Source organism: Pseudophaeobacter sp. 1A09344 (assembly GCF_041008745.1).
Classification (GTDB): domain Bacteria; phylum Pseudomonadota; class Alphaproteobacteria; order Rhodobacterales; family Rhodobacteraceae; genus Phycobacter; species Phycobacter gallaeciensis_A.
In genome coordinates this window covers 126,998-144,639 of sequence record NZ_JAXGFS010000001.1, presented here as the reverse complement: position 1 = coordinate 144,639, position 17,642 = coordinate 126,998, and the positions used below count along the sequence as shown (strand labels likewise).

15 protein-coding genes are annotated in these 17,642 nt (G+C 60.5%); 8 read left to right on the top strand and 7 right to left on the bottom strand.

What is annotated here, in order from left to right; all coding sequences use genetic code 11:
* Position 1 precedes the first annotated feature (1 nt).
* The 4 genes from SM765_RS00615 to SM765_RS00600 all read right to left on the bottom strand — a co-directional run bounded on the left by SM765_RS00615 (position 2) and on the right by SM765_RS00600 (position 4,631).
* A complete protein-coding gene (locus SM765_RS00615; protein ID WP_065273144.1) occupies positions 2-1,111 on the bottom strand; it encodes an ABC transporter ATP-binding protein in 1,110 nt (369 codons plus the stop codon).
* Positions 1,112-1,174: 63 nt separating this feature from the next.
* On the bottom strand, positions 1,175-2,548 hold the full coding sequence (locus SM765_RS00610; RefSeq protein WP_274836744.1) for an SLC5/6 family protein: 1,374 nt from the start codon (positions 2,546-2,548) through the stop codon (positions 1,175-1,177).
* A gap of 171 nt (positions 2,549-2,719) precedes the next feature.
* A complete protein-coding gene (locus tag SM765_RS00605) occupies positions 2,720-3,847 on the bottom strand; it encodes a DNA alkylation repair protein (RefSeq protein WP_274836743.1) in 1,128 nt (375 codons plus the stop codon).
* Between the two features lie 4 nt (positions 3,848-3,851).
* Positions 3,852-4,631, bottom strand: a complete 780-nt coding sequence (locus tag SM765_RS00600; RefSeq protein WP_065273141.1) for an SDR family oxidoreductase — start codon at positions 4,629-4,631, stop codon at positions 3,852-3,854.
* A 215-nt stretch (positions 4,632-4,846) separates the two neighbouring features.
* On the opposite strand from SM765_RS00600, the gene SM765_RS00595 reads away from it, so the two are divergent.
* The 8 genes from SM765_RS00595 (at position 4,847) to SM765_RS00560 (ending at position 14,343) form a co-directional block, all read left to right on the top strand.
* Positions 4,847-5,860: a Hint domain-containing protein gene (locus SM765_RS00595; RefSeq protein WP_274837237.1), complete on the top strand. Its 1,014-nt coding sequence runs from the start codon at positions 4,847-4,849 to the stop codon at positions 5,858-5,860.
* A gap of 423 nt (positions 5,861-6,283) precedes the next feature.
* Positions 6,284-7,039, top strand: coding sequence for a calcium-binding protein (locus SM765_RS00590; RefSeq protein ID WP_274836742.1), 756 nt, complete (start codon positions 6,284-6,286; stop codon positions 7,037-7,039).
* On the top strand, positions 7,032-8,054 hold the full coding sequence (locus SM765_RS00585; protein ID WP_274836741.1) for a hypothetical protein: 1,023 nt from the start codon (positions 7,032-7,034) through the stop codon (positions 8,052-8,054). Before SM765_RS00590 ends, SM765_RS00585 begins: the two co-directional genes overlap by 8 nt.
* 591 nt (positions 8,055-8,645) lie before the next feature.
* On the top strand, positions 8,646-9,395 hold the full coding sequence (locus SM765_RS00580; protein WP_274836740.1) for a hypothetical protein: 750 nt from the start codon (positions 8,646-8,648) through the stop codon (positions 9,393-9,395).
* Positions 9,396-9,561: 166 nt separating this feature from the next.
* Entirely contained in the window at positions 9,562-11,169 is a 1,608-nt protein-coding gene (locus tag SM765_RS00575) for a peptide chain release factor 3 (RefSeq protein ID WP_274831834.1), read from the top strand.
* Positions 11,170-11,437: 268 nt separating this feature from the next.
* Complete coding sequence (locus SM765_RS00570) at positions 11,438-12,241, top strand: glycosyltransferase family protein (RefSeq protein ID WP_490363101.1); 804 nt, start codon at positions 11,438-11,440, stop codon at positions 12,239-12,241.
* Between the two features lie 201 nt (positions 12,242-12,442).
* Positions 12,443-13,948: a DEAD/DEAH box helicase gene (locus SM765_RS00565; protein WP_274833566.1), complete on the top strand. Its 1,506-nt coding sequence runs from the start codon at positions 12,443-12,445 to the stop codon at positions 13,946-13,948.
* Between the two features lie 221 nt (positions 13,949-14,169).
* The gene (locus SM765_RS00560; protein ID WP_274833564.1) at positions 14,170-14,343 is read left to right on the top strand and encodes an RSP_7527 family protein; all 174 of its coding nucleotides are present in this window, start codon (positions 14,170-14,172) and stop codon (positions 14,341-14,343) included.
* Positions 14,344-14,429: 86 nt separating this feature from the next.
* On the opposite strand, the gene SM765_RS00555 is transcribed toward SM765_RS00560, so the two are convergent.
* From SM765_RS00555 to SM765_RS00545, 3 genes are read right to left on the bottom strand one after another with little or no spacing between them, the layout of a single operon-like run.
* Positions 14,430-16,100 (bottom strand): ribonuclease J, encoded by a 1,671-nt coding sequence (locus SM765_RS00555; protein WP_368981396.1) that lies wholly within the window; start codon positions 16,098-16,100, stop codon positions 14,430-14,432.
* A complete protein-coding gene (locus SM765_RS00550; protein WP_274836738.1) occupies positions 16,090-16,878 on the bottom strand; it encodes a type III pantothenate kinase in 789 nt (262 codons plus the stop codon). Before SM765_RS00550 ends, SM765_RS00555 begins: the two co-directional genes overlap by 11 nt.
* 13 nt (positions 16,879-16,891) lie before the next feature.
* Positions 16,892-17,641 carry a biotin--[acetyl-CoA-carboxylase] ligase gene (locus SM765_RS00545; protein WP_274836737.1) on the bottom strand — a complete coding sequence of 250 codons (750 nt, stop codon included), beginning with the start codon at positions 17,639-17,641 and terminating at the stop codon, positions 16,892-16,894.
* Position 17,642 lies beyond the last annotated feature (1 nt).

The window sequence follows — 17,642 nt, the reverse complement described above, 5'->3', positions numbered from 1 at the left end:
CCTACCCCTTTGGGAAGACGAAACACCGGTTGCGCGGCACGGTGAGCCAGAGGACGCGGCCCACTTCGGGCAGGAACACATTGGGTACCGTCACCTTCAGGAGCGATCCGTCAAAATCCATGCGGAACTCGACCAGGCTTTCATGGCCAAGAAAGCGCGCCCGTTCGACCACACCGCGCGCCGGGACGCCGTCGCTGGGGGTTGGCAAGGGGCCCTTGCCCGCGCGATCGAAATCGATGCGCACGTGCTGCGGGCGAAAGACGATCTCCACATCCGTACCATCAGGCACGCCCGGGGCCAGGAACTGGCCGAATGGCGTCTGCGCCAGCGCGCCGTTCACCTGCGCGTTGAGCACATTGACGTCGCTGAAAAAGGCCACCGCCGCCTTGTCGACCGGGCGGGTATAGACGTTATAGGGCGCGCCCTGCTGTACGATCCGCCCGCCCCGCATCAGGGCGATCTCATCGGCCATGCGCATGGCTTCTTCCGGCTCGTGCGTCACCAGAAGGACTGCCGTGTCCTCTTCGCGCAAGAGCGTCAGCGTCTCGTCGCGGATACCATCACGCAGACGGTTATCAAGGCCCGAAAACGGCTCATCCATCAGCATGATACGCGGACGCGGCGCCAGGGCGCGGGCCAGCGCCACGCGCTGTTGTTCGCCGCCCGACAGCTGGTGCGGGTAATCGTCGATGTATTTCGACAGCGACACCTTGGCGAGCAACTCCTCGACCCGGGCGCGTTTCTGATCCTTCGGCCCTTTCAGACCAAAGGCGACGTTATCCGCGACGCTCAGGTGCGGGAACAGGGCAAAGTCCTGAAACATCAGACCGATCTCGCGCCGCTCGGGCGGCACACGGAACACCGTGTCGCAGATCAGCTTGCCATCCACATAGATTTCGCCCTCGTCCTGCATCTCCACCCCGGCGATCATGCGCAGAGTGGTGGATTTACCGCAGCCCGAGGGACCCAGCAGACAGGTCACCTGCCCCGCCTGAATTTGCAGGGACACATCGTCGACCACCGGGCGCCCGTCGAAGAACCGCTTGATATTACGGATTTCCAGCCGTGGCGGGGCCATGGTGCTGAGCAGTTCGGCAGGGGCAGTGTTCATGCGGCCTCGGGGCTGTTTCCGACGCTTTCCATCGGGTTTGGCGCAGATGTAGCAGCCCCCCTGTCAGGCTTCAACCCTGCGGCTGCCGCGTGCCACTGCGGCAAAGCCGACCACCAGCACGATCACGCAGATCTGCAAAAGCTGCTCGTACTTGTGCCCATCATAAAGCAGCGCCGAGACGCCAGGTGCATCGCGGAACATATAGGCCGCAGCGCCGACAATGGCCGCACCAAAGCTGACCAGATAGGCCCAGGTCGCCACCTGACGTTTACCGAGAAGACCCGCCACCAGCACCGGGGTCAGGAACATCGAGGCGGTACCGGATACAGCCACGGCATCAAACAGCGTCTTGTTGCCCCAAAGCGTCAGCGCGCCACCTGCAGCGGCAAAGACCACCATGGCGATGCGGCCGCCCATCAGGCTGCGCGGCGCAAGGCGCAGTTCTTCGACCACCAGACGCGCGGCCGAGCTGAGCGCGGAATCCAGCGTCGAGAGCGCCGAAACCAGCAGCGACACGATCAGCATGACAAAAACCCAGCCCGGCAGCATCGTCGCCCATGTCCCCAACAGCTGGCCTTCGTATTCCGCGCCCTCCAGAGAGGCCTGAATGCCGAAAAAGCCAAAGGCGATGATGCAGAGCACCGAAATCCAGAAGGCGTGCAAAAAGCTTTTGCGGGTAGTGGCGGGATCGGCAAGAAAGCCGCGGTCCATCATCACCGGATCATGCACCGGGTAAGAGAAAACCTGCAGCGCGGCCACCACCAGCAGCACCCAGCCGTTATGGGCGCCCGCCGCCCCCGGCGCGGTCATCACCGCAGAGATATCAAAGCCCGGGCGCAGGATCAGCGCCACAAAGGCGGCGCCAAAGACCACGAGGAACAGCGACATCTGGATCACATCGGTGCGCAGCGCCGCCGACAGCCCGCCCCATGCGGAATAGGCCAGCGCCAGCACACCGACCACCAGGATGGCGGTTGTCTCGGCCCCTGCCACATCCGGCAGGGCGGCGGCAAAGATCAGCCCGACCACCAGCAGGTTGGCAAAAACTTCGGACAACAGGCGCAGTGCGATCACCAGATTATAGGCGGTGGTGCCCGTGGCGCCGAAACGCTCCGCCAGCCAGGATTGCACCGATGTCGCACCCTGTGCGCGCATCCGGCCAACGATATAGCCGCCGGTCAGAAAGGAGCCGTAATAGGCCGCATAGGCCAGCGTTCCCGCGATGCCGTAGTAAAAGCCCAGGATCGCCGCGTTCATCAGCGAGCGCGCGAAGATCCACGTGGTCACCTGCGACAGCACCAGCGTCCACAGGGTCGGCGCCTCTCCTCGGTCGGACTGACCGCCGAAGAACCCGCCCACCGTGGCCTTGCGCGGCGCATAGTAGAGGCTGAGCAATATGATAGCGGCAAAGATGGTGGTTATGGCGATGGCCTGCATGATCGTTATCCCCGTTTTGATGGGCTCGGCGTAGCAGGCAGGCCCTTACCGCACCATATTGCCCACAGGAATGTGAAGCGGTGTCAGGGACAAACTGGGTGACCTGCGTGCAAAACAGGCACCCTCGGCGGCCGTTGCGCCGGATATTCAATCGTCCCGGGTTGTTGCCGATTACTCCCCCGCTGGCAGCAGGTCGAACGCAGCCTCCGCCCGCACATTGCCATTGACCAGCAGCTCCAGCCGATGCGGCCCGGGCACCAGTTTGAACGTGGTGGCATCCCCTTTCAGCTTATGTGCCTTGCTGAGCTTCAGAGCACCACGCACTAGCTTTGCCTGTTTCAGCTTGAACACCTTGGCCGAAGCTTTGCCGCCGGTGCGCTGAAAATGCAGCCGGTAATCAACCAGCACCGGCTGCTCGGCTGGCCCCGCCAGATCGACAGAGAAGGACAGCGCATCGCCGATGGGCACCGCTGCGCTTTGCAGCGTGATCCTGGCCACCACCGGCGCCTCCGTATCATATCCCAGCAGGCCCAGCGCGCCCGGGTGCCCCGCCTTCACCAGTCCACGGCAGGCGTGGCGGGTGATCCAATCCATTTCCTTGCCCGTCTGTTGTCCGGCCTCGCCCCAGCGGCGCAAAGTCTTGACCACCAGATCCGGCTCTTTCTTGGCGATGTCGTTCAGGTGATTGGCGACCGAGCGGGTGACAAAGCGCGTGCCATCCCGGTGCAGCTGGTCCAGCAGCGGCAGCGGCGCCCGCAGATCAAGCCCGATCCCAAGCCCCCAGGGCAGACGCGGGCGCGTGCCCTCGCTGACCAGCCGCCGCACGTGGTAATGGTCGTGCCCGGCCCAGTCCTGCATCCGTTCCAGCGTCAAATCCGGCCAGCGGTTCAGGAAGGGTCGAATGGCGAATTCCATGGAGAACCGCTGCGTCAGCGCCTCCAGCAGATCCAATGATAGATCCGGGTGCGCTTCCAGCCCCTTGGACACGACGAATTCGCCCAAGGGGGCAAAGATGAAATCGCCGAAATCATCGTCGCGATTGCCGGGGTCCAGCGGCGGCGGCAGGGCCGCGCGTAGCAGTGGCGCCACCTCGGGCAAGGGCGCGGCGTAATGCTGCCCCAGAACTTCGGCGATCCAGTCGATCCGCTGTTTCAACTCCAGTTCCGGCAGGCGGGCGTTCACCTGCGCCTCGAACCCCGGCGCGTCGAACCCGGGGTCACAGGCCGCAAAAAGACCCGCCAGATAGCGGGTCTTTTCCGGATTAAACAGCTGGTCCTTCAAGGAAAAACCACTGGCCATCGCGTTACAGCGTCATATTGGTGGCGCCGCCATCCAGCAGGATGTTCTGCCCCACGATGAAGCCCGCATGCTGCGAGCAGAGGAAGGCACAGGCCGCGCCGAATTCCTGCCGGGTGCCATAGCGGCCCGCCGGGATGGTTGCTTCGCGCTGAGTGCGGGCCTCTTCGATGGAAATGCCCTTTTGCCCGGCCACACCGGTGTCCAGCGACACAGCACGGTCGGTTGCGTGAATGCCCGGCAGCAGATTGTTGATGGTGACACCGCTGCCTGCGACCTGCCGCGAAGTGCCCGCAACATAGCCGGTGAGACCAGCGCGCGCCGAATTCGACAGGCCCAGCACCGCAATCGGCGCCTTCACCGATTGCGAGGTGATATTGACCACCCGGCCCCAGCCGCGCTCCATCATGCCCGGCAGCAGCGCCTTCATAAGCGCAATCGGCGCCAGCATATTGGCATCCAGCGCCTTGATGAAATCGTCACGCTCCCAGTCCGACCACATGCCGGGGGGCGGGCCGCCCGCGTTGGTGACCAGAATGTCGGCCGCGCCTGCGGCGTCCAGCACCTTTTGCTGGCCTTCGGCGGTGGTGACATCCGCAACCACGGTCTCAACCTCGACGCCATAGGTGTCACGGATGGTCTGCGCCGCCGCCAGCAGCGCCTCTTCTCCGCGCGCGTTCATCACCAGATTGACCCCGGCTTCGGCCAGCGCCTCGGCACAGCCAAGCCCCAGACCCTTGCTGCTGGCACAGACCAATGCGCGCTTGCCTGCAATTCCCAGTTCCATGTTCGTCCTCCATCTGGATTCTTCGTTTCCGGCGCAGACTGTGCACTCTGCGCCCGCCGTTGACCAGCCTTCCCGCCCCCACCCGGATCATCTATGTCGTGATCACGGGTCAGAAATTCTGTCCGTTGTCGTCCGTTTCGTGCCATATTTCCCGGATAGGTTACACCAACCGCTGGCGCCCGCGCCGCCCCTTCTTTGCACAGACGAGCCATACCGTGACAGCCGACCGCACCGCGATCCGATCCATCCCGGCCCATGCCGCCGCCGCCTTTTTGGTGGAGACCGGCGCCAATATGGGGGATCCGCTAGGGGTGCTGGAGGATCTGGTGCTCGATGATGTCTATATGCTCGCCCCCGGCGCCGCAGCCCCGCGACGCCTGTCGGTGGCCAGCGGCAGCGATGGCAGTTTCACCCTCGCCGAGGACAGCGAGTTGGGCCAGCCCGGCGCCGCGCTGCATCTTGACTGCGCGCTAACCCTGATGGCCGAGGCCGGACCCAATGTGGATGCGCTGGTGATGGTGGAGGTCGATGCCGAAGGGCTGATCGCCGCGATCTATCTGGTGCCGATGGCGCCGCTGATGCCGCAGACCGGATATACCCTGCTGAAGGCCGAGCGCGCCCCGGCCCGGGCGCGGCTGGCGCAGATGGCCTCGATCGCCTTTACCCGGGGTACTCATATCACCCTGGCCACCGGCGCCCAGAAACCGATCGAGGATCTGCGCCCCGGGGACCGCATCCTGACCCGCGATGATGGTGTGCAGGAGTTGCGCTGGATCGGTCAGACCACCAGCCGCGCCACCGGCGCCATGGCCCCGATCCTGATCCGCAAGGGCACGCTCAACAACGCCCGCGACCTGCTGGTCAGCCCCGATCACCGGCTGATGGTCTACCAACGCCACGATGCGCTGGGGGCGGGAACGCCGGAATTGCTGGTCGCCGCCCGCCATCTGGTGAACGGAGACAGCGTGGTAGTGCAGGACGGCGGGTTCGTGGATTATTTCCAGCTGCTGTTCGACCGCCATCACATTGTCTATGCTGAGGGCATCGCCGCCGAAAGCCTGTTCCTGGACCCGGTGACCGAACCCGCCCTGCCCCCGGGCCTGCTGCAGCGGATCGCAGACGGGTCCATCCCGCCCCAGCGCCGCGACAGCCACGGGCTGGACGTGCCAAGCCCGCTCTTGGACCGCCCGGATCTGGTGGAGCTGCTGAAGCGGGCGTCGCTGCGGTAGCCGTCCCGCATGGTCAGCCGTGCTCAGGTAGCGACAGTTGCAAACTTCGACGACCCGGCCCAAACCTGTCATTGATCGCCCCCCTCTGGTGTTGCACCGCGGTGCGTCGCAGAAGGCATCTGTTGAAACAGCTGTATAGGCGGTGCTCAGATGGCGGGCGCTGACGTTACACATAGGTGTATCCCCTCGAAACGATGTGTCCGAAGCCCACACACCGGAACGATCAAAGTTCGGTGACATACTCTCAGCAGGGGACGCTTATGCTTTACCCTCCAGGGTTGCAAATTATTTCCAAAAAAAAATCACCAAACGGCCAAGATAAGCAATAACGATTTGTTTAAGTCACCCCCTTGCAAAAGTTAACTATTTGTTAACAATTGGCGCCCAGACATACCTCACCATAAATTAATATTGAGGAAAATTATGGCAAATTACCCAACAACCGGAGATGACTTTATTGAAGGTGATGATACAGACGAGTATCTGCACGGCGGCCCGAATAGCGGGCTGGGCAACGACTTGATCATTGGGAACGGCGGCAACGACAGAATTTATGGCGGTCTACAGAACGATACGATGTTCGGTGGATCTGGCAACGACGAGTTCATCATCAACGGAGTCGACGGCTGGGACACCTTCAATGGCGGCAGTGGTTACGATAAGATCACTATCGAAAACGTCAGTGAATATGCCAACTACTCCCTGCTGAATATCGACGGCATCGCGGGTGTCGAAGAAATCGTCAACACCCACTACAAAGATGCCGTCATCGGTGTGCGTAGTGATCAGGACTTCCGGGGCATCACCCTTACGAACATTGATAAAATTCAGGGGAGCAAAACTGGCGGAGAAACAATCAGGGGAAGCTACGGCAACGACAATATCGATGGCAGGGGTGGAAACGACGTTCTGCAAGGGGACCTTGGGGATGACACCCTGACCGGCGGAGATGGTAACGACTTCTTCGTGTTCGCGGAGGGTCATGGAACCAACGTCGTGACGGACTTCACGGATGGAGAAGACTTCATTCGCTTTGCGAGTACATCCGCCAGTGATTATGCCGACGTCGGAGCAACCCAAGTCGGTAGCGATGTGGTGCTAACTGTAGATTCCACAGTCATCACATTGTTGAATGTTAACCTGACTGACCTGTCCAACGCAGATTTTGATTTTGTTTAGAACCATTGCACCGCCGTTCCATACGGCGGTGCACTCCCTAAAATTGCAAAGGCAATATACCTATGCAAGTTTAAATCTGGATGATTTATTTAACCTCCCGATGCCAGAATGGCTCAATGCTTTGAGACATTCAGAGGTCACCATGCTTATCAATCAATCCCTGAACGCGAATACGCTCTCCCTCTTTAATACCGCTGGGACACACCAGGAGAGTATTGAGGCATTAAAAAACTCACTGGCCGCGCCATCAGTCTCCGATCAGGCCGCGAAAATTGCCCTCAGCAGGATTGCACGTGCTGCAATTGCGGGCGAGTCCGGCGCATCGGCAGACGCAAAAACCGGAATTCCGAAGGAAGGCGGCACCTACGGGATGCAGTATACAGATCCTGCACAGCGCGCCAAAATGTTCGCCGATGCCTATGCAAGACAGGCAGAGTCCGATGCGTTCCAGGCGGAGAACGGATACAAGAACCGTCTGTCGTTGGGGCTCTACACGGCCAATCACATGGCGAAGGCTCAGCAACCGGGCATGGGCGCTTACAAGACTCGCGAAGACGCAATTGCTGCCGCTGCGACGCGGCTGGGTGATATGATCACCGCTGTCAAAGATGCGAACTGGGCAAGAAACACAGTTACTTATCCAGTTGATGATAGTGTCATTGGGGCTGAAACTGATACCGGCTTTATTTGGTCACACGCCAAGCTTAAGGACGCCGAAACGGCTTGGGCTGAGCTTTCTCCTGAGCAATTGGCCCGAGCTGAAAAAAAACAGGCTCACGACGTGAAAGTCACCGGCATGTGGTATAACGTGAGGGCGTCGGAATTGACCCGCGACTTTGGTATCACAGTAGAAACCTCGACAAGCTTTGATGAGGACGGTCGCGTCACATTGAATGACTTCGAGGTCACGCATTCAAAATACGGCAAGCTCGGCGAAGTGAAAGATGGCGTGTTCTATATCGCGACGGAAGATGGAGGTCTTGTGGACCCCGAAGCCTACTACGGCCATAGCTGACACGTGCTGACCAGCCCTGGACATTCAATCAGCCGGAACCGGAGCCCTGCCGATTGGCGCAGGTGGAGCAATCGACATCCCCGCGGAGCTTTCAGATGGCGCAGCCAGGGTGTCGGTTGCGGCGAACATGTGCTCGGCGAAGGCCTTGGGCGTATGGGAAATGAACGAAAAGAACATTTCTCTTCGCCCCGTGCATCAGATCAAGGCACACCATTTTTTTCGCGGCGCTGACATCAGCACCAAATGTGGAATTGGCGCAGTCGATGCTGCATATCTGAACGTCCGGTCTCGCGAAAATCAGAACACGAAACCGGAGCCGTAACATAGTGGATGCCGTACCCCATGCGAATGGCGTGATTGGGCTGCCTGCCGCCCCTCACTCTCTGAGCCTCTCCCTCTCTTCGCGCTCCTCCCTCTGCCTGCGTTGCGCATTCAGCGCGATGCGCAGCACCGCGTTGATGCCGCGGACGCGCCCCTCTCCAAAGGGTGGGTGCGATGCCATTTCCGTACTTTTGCCATGATACGGATCAAGGCGTGTATCTGTAGGTCGGTTCAGAATGCTTTGCGCGCGGAACCGAAAGGGGAAAGGTCATGGAAGCAAAAAGCCTAATCCGACTATTCAGCGTGGTCGCAGCCCTGAGTTTAACCGGGTGCTTGGATACGACCCAGGTCGGTATTCCGAGTGATGCGCAAGCGCAGTATTCAAAAATCGGCCTGGTCACTCAAATCAGTGATAATGTTGTGTCGACTTACTGGGACGCTGCATTCGCCGAGCCACAGCCGATTGACGGCAAATTGGGATGGAACGCCGCATCGGCGACGGGCGGTTTTGTAAGGGAACAACTCACCCCGACAGGCGCAGTCGTTGCAAACGTTCCCTCGCACACTGGCGCAGCGGCGCAGAAGACCGACGCCGTCATCGTACTTCAGCAAACGCCTCTGGATATTCTGGGCCAGAACTACAATCCCGGACGCGACTTCTTTGCCCTCGGCGGCGGGCTGTTTGCAATCGGCGCCATCGCAAGTGCTGAAAAAGCCAAAGGTGAAAAATACCAACCGCGTTTTGTCCTGTGGGTTCGCAACCCTGCAGTAAATAAAGCGCTCATCGGGGAGAATGCCTGCACAGTTGGCCTCACCGCATCTCTGGTCGATCCCGCTACTGGCAGTCAAATTGTTGAAGGCAAACAGGTAAGCGGACGATCTGTCATTCCAGGTAACTTGCAAACCAAAGATTGGGCCAATTTTTCGACCAGCGAGAAGCAACTTGTGCGTTCACATTGTTCATTGGCGCTGCGCAGCGCTGTCTCGCAAGCACTTGTGGGGTTGAAGGTCGTGCGCTGAAAGAGGGTGACGTCGGGCTGAAACCTCCCCGAGACGCAGCGCACGCAAGTTAGACATTTTGACAAAGGGTTGCCGGGGCATGCAATCGACCTGGTGTATGCCCCGTGCGCGTAGGGGCCGACCTGTTTTTCTTGCCTCGACCCGCAATCCTGATATACGCGCGCTCATGCTGGATTCCGTCACAAACCGCCCCGAACTGCCGCCCGAAATCGCGCGGCGCCGCACCTTTGCGATCATCTCGCACCCGGATGCGGGCAAGACCACTCTGACCGAGAAATTCCTGCTGTATGGCGGCGCGATCCAGATGGCCGGTCAGGTGCGCGCCAAGGGCGAAGCGCGGCGCACGCGCTCAGACTTCATGCAGATGGAAAAGGACCGGGGCATCTCGGTTTCGGCCTCGGCCATGTCGTTCGATTTCGACGGTTTCCGCTTCAACCTGGTGGACACGCCCGGCCACTCGGACTTTTCCGAGGACACCTACCGAACGCTGACGGCGGTGGATGCGGCGGTGATGGTGATTGACGGCGCCAAAGGTGTCGAGAGCCAGACGCAGAAACTGTTCGAAGTCTGCCGCCTGCGCGATCTGCCGATCCTGACCTTCTGTAACAAGATGGATCGGGAAAGCCGCGACACGTTTGAGATCATTGACGAAATCCAGGAAATGCTGGCGATTGACGTGACCCCCGCCAGCTGGCCCATCGGAGTCGGGCGCGATTTCATCGGCTGCTATGACCTGTTGCGCGACCGGCTGGAGCTGATGGACCGAGCCGACCGCAACAAGGTTGCCGAGAGCATCTCGATCGAGGGGCTGGACGATCCGAAACTGGCGGAACACGTGCCTGCGCATCTTCTGGAGAAGTTCCTTGAAGAGGTCGAAATGGCCAAGGAGCTGCTGCCGACCCTGGATCCGCAATCGGTGCTGGAGGGGCATATGACGCCGATCTGGTTCGGCTCTGCGATCAACTCCTTTGGCGTGCGGGAACTGATGGATGGCATCGGCAAGTACGGCCCCGAGCCGCAACCCCAGCAGGCCAGCCCGCGGCAGATCTGCCCCGAGGAAAAGAAGGTCGCCGGTTTCGTCTTCAAGGTGCAGGCCAACATGGACCCCAAGCACCGCGACCGCGTCGCCTTCGTGCGCATGGCCTCTGGCCATTTCAAACGCGGCATGAAGCTGACCCACGTGCGCACCAAGAAACCCATGGCGATCTCGAACCCGGTGCTGTTCCTGGCTTCGGACCGGGAACTGGCGGAAGAGGCATGGGCGGGTGACATCATCGGTATTCCGAACCACGGCCAGCTGCGCATTGGCGATACGCTGACCGAAGGCGAGGCCCTGCGGGCGACCGGTATCCCCTCCTTTGCTCCGGAACTTTTGCAGACCGTGCGGGCGGGCGATCCGATGAAAGCGAAGCATCTGGAAAAGGCGCTGATGCAATTCGCAGAGGAAGGCGCCGCCAAGGTCTTCAAACCCTCCTTCGGCTCCGGCTTCATCGTCGGCGTTGTGGGTGCTTTGCAGTTCGAAGTGCTCGCAAGCCGGATCGAGATGGAATACGGCCTGCCGGTGCGTTTTGAGCCCTCTCAGTTTACCTCGGCCCGCTGGGTTTCCGGGGAAAAACCGGCGGTGGAGAAATTCATCAACGCCAACAAGCAGCACATCGCGACAGACCATGACGGCGACACCGTCTACCTGACGCGGCTGCAATGGGACATCGACCGGGTGGAGCGGGATTATCCGGACTTGAAACTGACCGCGACCAAGGAAATGATGGTCTAACACCATCAATGCCCGGGCGGTTCAACATGGCCCGGGCGCGTTTCCTGACCGGCGGTGATCTGGAGACGATCGTCGACTGCGCCGTCCTGCTGAACCGCCGTTCTGAGAGGCCGCCCTGACACATTCGCCGACACAGACATGGGGTATCGTCAGCACCATCAAGGCCGAGGCCAAGGAGGTACTGAACTTTGCCGCCTATCATCTGGACGCAGGCGCGCATCGGCTTTTCCTCTATCTTGATGCCCCCTGCCCCGAGGCACGCGATCTCTTGGCGCAGCACCCAAAGATCCGGGTTTTCGACTGCGATGACGCCTCCTGGGCGCAGCGGCGCAAGGGCGGCAAACCTGACAAGCACCAGGTCCGGCAAACCCTGAATGCCACCCGCGCCTACAGACGTCAGAGCAAGGGGCTGGATTGGCTGATCCATATGGATGTGGATGAATTCCTCTGGTCCAAAGAGCCCTTGTCACAGGTGCTGGCGCGCCAGCCCGAAACGGCTCTCTGCGCGCGCGCGTACCCGATTGAAAGCCTGGCCGGAGGCGACGGCTCTGCCTTCAAGACGCAAATCCCCCGTGGTAGCGACAGAGGTGCCCGGGCCGGGCAGCTTTATCCCACCTATGGCGAGCATCTGCTCAGCGGCTTTCTCAGCCATACCCAAGGCAAGCTTTTCGTCCGTCCGGGTATGAAAGAGGGCAAGCTGCGCATCCACAATTTCTTCGTGGACGGGGAGGAAAATCCCAGCCAAGTGGTCCTGCCGGATGTCGACCTGTGCCATCTTCACGCCCGCGATTGGGACAGCTGGCTGTCGCATTACAGCTACCGGCTGAAGCAGGGCTCCTACCGATCCGAGCTGAAACCGGCCCGGCCCCGCGACAAGGGCGGTATCAATCTGCACGAACTCCTCTCGGCCATCGAGGCGGAAAAGGGTACCGACGGTCTGCGCGGTTTTTTTGAGGAGACCTGCGCCGACAGCGCGGAACTGCGAGCGCGGCTTGAGCAGGAAGGCTGCCTGCGAATCCGTGAACTGCGCCTCGCGGAGAAACGCGCCACACATTTTCCAAAATTCGCCTAAAGGGCGATAAACTCTGCAAATATGCACCGAAAGAGCGCGAAAAACCGCGTTTTCTCCTGCAAAATCAGGCTTCAATTGACGGTGCACCCGTATTTTGCTAAGTCCGCCCCGAAGCCGGAAGCTGCCAAACCGCATGACCTTGCGAAACCGGCTGACTCACACACGCGCGGGCCTGGTCAGTGTCCGCAAAAACGGACGCATATGACAAAATTCACCGATCTGAACTTGAACCCCAAGGTCCTCAAGGCAATTGAGGAAGCCGGGTATGAATCCCCCACCCCGATCCAAGCCGGAGCGATTCCGCCCGCGCTGGAGGGACGCGACGTTCTGGGGATCGCCCAGACCGGCACCGGGAAGACCGCTTCTTTCACCCTGCCTATGATCACGATGCTCGCCCGCGGTCGCGCGCGTGCGCGGATGCCGCGCAGCCTGGTGCTCTGCCCCACCCGCGAACTGGCGGCGCAGGTTGCCGAAAACTTTGACACCTATACCAAGCACCTGAAACTGACCAAGGCCCTGCTGATTGGCGGCGTCAGCTTCAAGGAGCAGGACCAGCTGATCGACAAGGGCGTCGACGTTTTGATCGCAACGCCCGGTCGTCTGCTTGACCATTTCGAACGCGGCAAGCTGATCCTCTCTGATGTGAAGGTCATGGTGGTGGACGAAGCCGACCGGATGCTCGATATGGGCTTTATCCCCGATATCGAACGCATCTTTGGCCTAACGCCCTTTACCCGCCAGACCCTGTTCTTCTCGGCCACCATGGCGCCAGAAATCGAGCGGATTACCAACACCTTCCTGTCGAACCCCGAGCGGATCGAGATTGCCCGTCAGGCGACGACTTCGGAAACCATCGAACAGGCCGTTGTGGAATTCAAAGCCTCCCGCAAGGATCGCGAAGGCAGCGAAAAGCGCAAAGTGCTGCGCGCGCTGATCGATCAGGAAGGCGAAAAGCTGACCAATGCGATCATCTTCTGCAACCGCAAGATGGACGTGGATGTGGTGGCAAAGTCGCTGAAGAAATATGGCTATGACGCAGCGCCCATCCACGGCGATCTGGACCAAAGCCAGCGGACCAAGACCCTTGATGGGTTCCGCGAAGGCCAGTTGCGCATTCTGGTGGCTTCGGACGTGGCTGCGCGTGGTCTGGACGTGCCCAGCGTCAGCCATGTGTTCAACTACGACGTTCCTGGCCACGCCGAGGACTACGTGCACCGGATTGGCCGCACCGGCCGCGCCGGCCGTGAGGGCAAGGCGATTACCATCTGTACCCCGCGCGATGAAAAGGCGCTGGATGCAGTCGAAAGCCTGGTTCAAAAGACCATCGCCCGCTTGGAAAACCCTGTTAAAAAGGCACCCAGCCGCAAGTCCACCGAAGATGCCGTGGACGCAGGCAAGGATGATACCGCCGCAAGCAAGCCCAAGCCGACCCGCAGCCGTCGCGGTAAATCGGCGGACAAGGGTCAGGACGCGCCCAAGGATGTAAAGGCAGATCAGGCAGCAGACGCGGATACGGACACAGCAACCGCGCCAAAATCCCAGTCCCGCTCTGGCGACAAATCGGCCAATGCTGAAAAGCCAGCGAAACAATCGCGTGGTGGCCGTGGAGGCAAGCAGGACCGCCGCGACGACCGCAAGGTTGTCGGCATGGGCGATCACATGCCCAGCTTTATTGCGCTGTCCTTTGACGAACGCCGCGCTAGCTGACGCATCAGCACTTTGACAGTTTTGACGGCTGCATCCTGAATGGGATGCAGCCGTTTTTCGTTCTCCCCTACGGCGCCTGCCTTCCAATCATTCGCGGTTTGGTGACTTGCTTTGCACCTGCAGCATGGCGGCAATGATCATTTGACCGGATGTCAAACCCGCCGCAGGGGACTATGTCACCCGCAAGCAAGGAAGACACATCTCATAGGTTGAAAAGTTAAATGACCCAGTTCGACAACATCCCGCTCACCGCACAGGACATCCAGGCCATCGAGCAGCGCGCCCATGCAATGCGCAGCGCGGCAATGGGCAACATGCTGCGCGCCGTGGTGGCACGCATCGGCGGCGCCGTCCACAAGATCACCGCACTGGTGCACCGCCCGCGCCACGCCTGATCGCACTTTCGAATACCACCACTCACAAAAACGCCCTGACTGATCCAGTCAGGGCGTTTTCGTTTTCAGACTTTGACAAGGAGGGATCAGCGCATACGGCTGATCACCACCGTTACTTCAGGCTTCTTGCCGATCTCGTTGTTCGCGGTTTGACGCGCCACACGGCGCAACTCGCCTTCCAGCTTGTCATCGTCGCGCAGGGTCTTGGCACCGGCGCGCATCAGGAACTGGTTCAGGTCCTCTTCGATCACCTCAGCCAGCGCCCCATCGGATGTTCCGGTCTCCGCTAGGCCTTTGATGTCGCACCAGGGTTCGCCCAGCGGTTCGTCTTCTTCATCAAGGATCACCGTGATCACCACGTGGCCGTTCAGCGCCATGCGGATCCGGTCACGCACGATGCCATCCAGCGCGCCGATCTTGACCGATCCATCCAGATAGGTCCGACCGGTGTCCACATAGTCGACGATCTTCGGCCCCTGATCACCGGAAAGATCCAGCATGGTGCCGTTCACCGCCACAACGCTGGCATAGCCTTTTTCCTCAGCAATGCGAGCGTGCTGGCGCAGGTGGCGGTGTTCGCCGTGCATCGGCACCAGGATCTTCGGTTTGACCAGCGCGTGCAGCTGTTCAAGGTCGGGACGGTTGGCATGGCCCGACACGTGGTACAGGCCAGAGCTGTCATCTACGACGTCGACGCCGCGCTCCGAGAACTGGTTCATGATGCGGATCACGCCCTTCTCGTTGCCCGGAATGGTTTTCGAGGAGAACAGGAACAGATCACCGGCCTTCAGCTCAAGCCCGCGATACTTACCGCGTGCCATCTGCGCGGTTGCCGCCCGGCGTTCGCCTTGGCTACCGGTAGTGATCAGCATCACGTTGTCACGCGGCAGTTCCTGCGCGTCCTCAGGCTGGATCACCTTGGGGAAATCCTTCAGCACACCGGTTTCCACAGCGGCCTCAACCATGCGCAGCATGGCACGGCCCAAGAGCACGATGGACCGCCCTGCCCGCTCGCCCGCCTCAGCAAGGGTCTTCACTCGCGCAACGTTGGAGGCAAAGGTGGTGGCAGCAACCATGCCGGTTGCGCTCTCGATCAGTTTGGTGATCTCCGGCGCCAGTTCGGATTCAGAGCGCCCCGGATGAGCCGAGAAGACGTTGGTGGAATCGCAGACCATCGCCTGCACGCCCGGCGCGGCAATTTCCGTCCACACCTCCGGATCGAAAGCCTCACCGACCAACGGGTTCGGGTCCAGCTTGAAATCGCCGGTGTGCACGATCCGTCCAGCCGGGCTGTCGATCACCAATGCGCCGCTTTCGGGAATGGAGTGGGACATCGGCGCGACACCAACGGTAAAGGGGCCGAGCTTGGTCACTTCGGGCCATGCCGATACGGTCTGCACCACCTTGGGATCATGGCCGCGCTCTTCCATCTTGCGGCGGGCAAGATTGGCAGTAAAGGCGCGCGCATAAACCGGCACCCGCAGATCCCCATAGAGATGCGAGACCGCCCCGATGTGGTCCTCGTGACCATGGGTGATGAAGATCGCCTCAAGCTGGTCAACGCGTTCCTTCAGCCAGGTGATGTCGGGCATGATCAGGTCTACGCCCGGGCTGGTCTCCATATCCGGAAACGCAACGCCCAGATCCACCAGGATCAGCCGTTCCTTGCCCGGTTTACCATAGCCATAGACATAGGCGTTCATACCAATTTCACCTGCCCCGCCAAGGGGCAGATAGATCAATCGTTCAGTGCTCATTCGGAGTACCGTTATCCTTATTGTATTTGTGGATGACCTGTAGGCCGTGCATCGTGAGGTCGTCCTCGAATGCGTCAAACAGATCCGCCGTTTGCTGGAACAAAGGCGCCAGCCCGCCTGTTGATATGATTTTCATAGGCACACCGCGCTCTTCCTTGATGCGGGTGCATATCTCTCGCACCAGCCCCACGTAGCCCCAGAACACGCCAGATTGCATGCAGGCCACGGTATTGGTGCCAATGACTTTTTGCGGTTTAGAGATGTCCACATGGGGCAGCGCAGCGGCCGCCTGATGCAGAGCCTCAAGACTAAGGTTCACGCCGGGGGCGATCACGCCGCCGACATAGGCACCATCCTCGGCCACCACGTCAAAGGTGGTCGCGGTGCCGAAATCCACCATCACCAGATTGCCACCGTAGTGATCGAAGCCGGCCACCGTATTGACCAGACGGTCCGGCCCCACGGCGGTACCTTCATCCACGCGTACTTCGACTGGCAGCAGGCAATCGGGCTTGCCAACCACCAGGGGGCGGGTGTTGAAATAACGATCCGCCAGAACACGCAGGTTGAACACCACCCGCGGCACAGTAGAGGAGATGATCATGTCAGTGATATCCGCCTCGATCCCCTGCAATCGCATCAGCGTGTTGAGCCAGACGTAATACTGATCCGCGGTGCGTTTCCAATCGGTGGCGGTGCGCCACATGCCGATGAACTGCTCTCCGTTATAGATCGAGAAGACGGTATTGGTATTGCCACAATCGACGGCCAGAAGCATGGGCTTGTCCTTCCTAGAAGTAGACATCCGCGGCCGGGATCGAAATGCGGCCTTTGGCGGTGTTTAGGACAAGGTTGCCACTGGCGTCCACCGTTTCGAACGTGCCTTCGGTTTCCGACGTTGCGGTGCGTGCCGTGATGACCTCACCCAGCTTGGCGGCGCGGGCCAGCCAGGCGGTGCGGATGGGTTCAAACCCGTAGGTTACGAATTGCTCCTCGTATCGGGCAAAGGCCGCAGCCAGCGCCTCAAGGAAATCCTCAGGCGCGACCTGAATACCGGTCTCCGACAGCAGCGAAACCGGCCACACGGCGCCGGGTTCCAGCCATTCCTTCATCGGGGTTTCCATCAGGTTTACCCCGATCCCGATGGACAGGTGGCTGACGCCTGTGCCCTGTCCGACGCTTTCCAACAGGATACCGGCCAGCTTGCCGCCGTTCAGGAGCACATCATTGGGCCATTTCAGCGCCAGTCCTTCGCTGCGTCCCGTCAGGGACTCGCATGCGTCATAGACCGCCAGAGAGGCTACGAAGCTGCGCAACGCCACCTGCGACGCCGGACCTTCGGGACGGATCACCAGCGTGGCTGCGAAATTGCCCTTGGGATCTTTCCAGTCGCGGCCACGGCGGGCGCGACCCTTGGTCTGGCGCAGCGCCAGGATCCACTCGGGGCCCTGAAGCTCACCAACGATCCGCGCTGCCTCGTCCAGGGTGCTGTCCACCTCGGGCAGAACCCGTTTCCCATATCCCGTCGGCCAGGTCATCAAA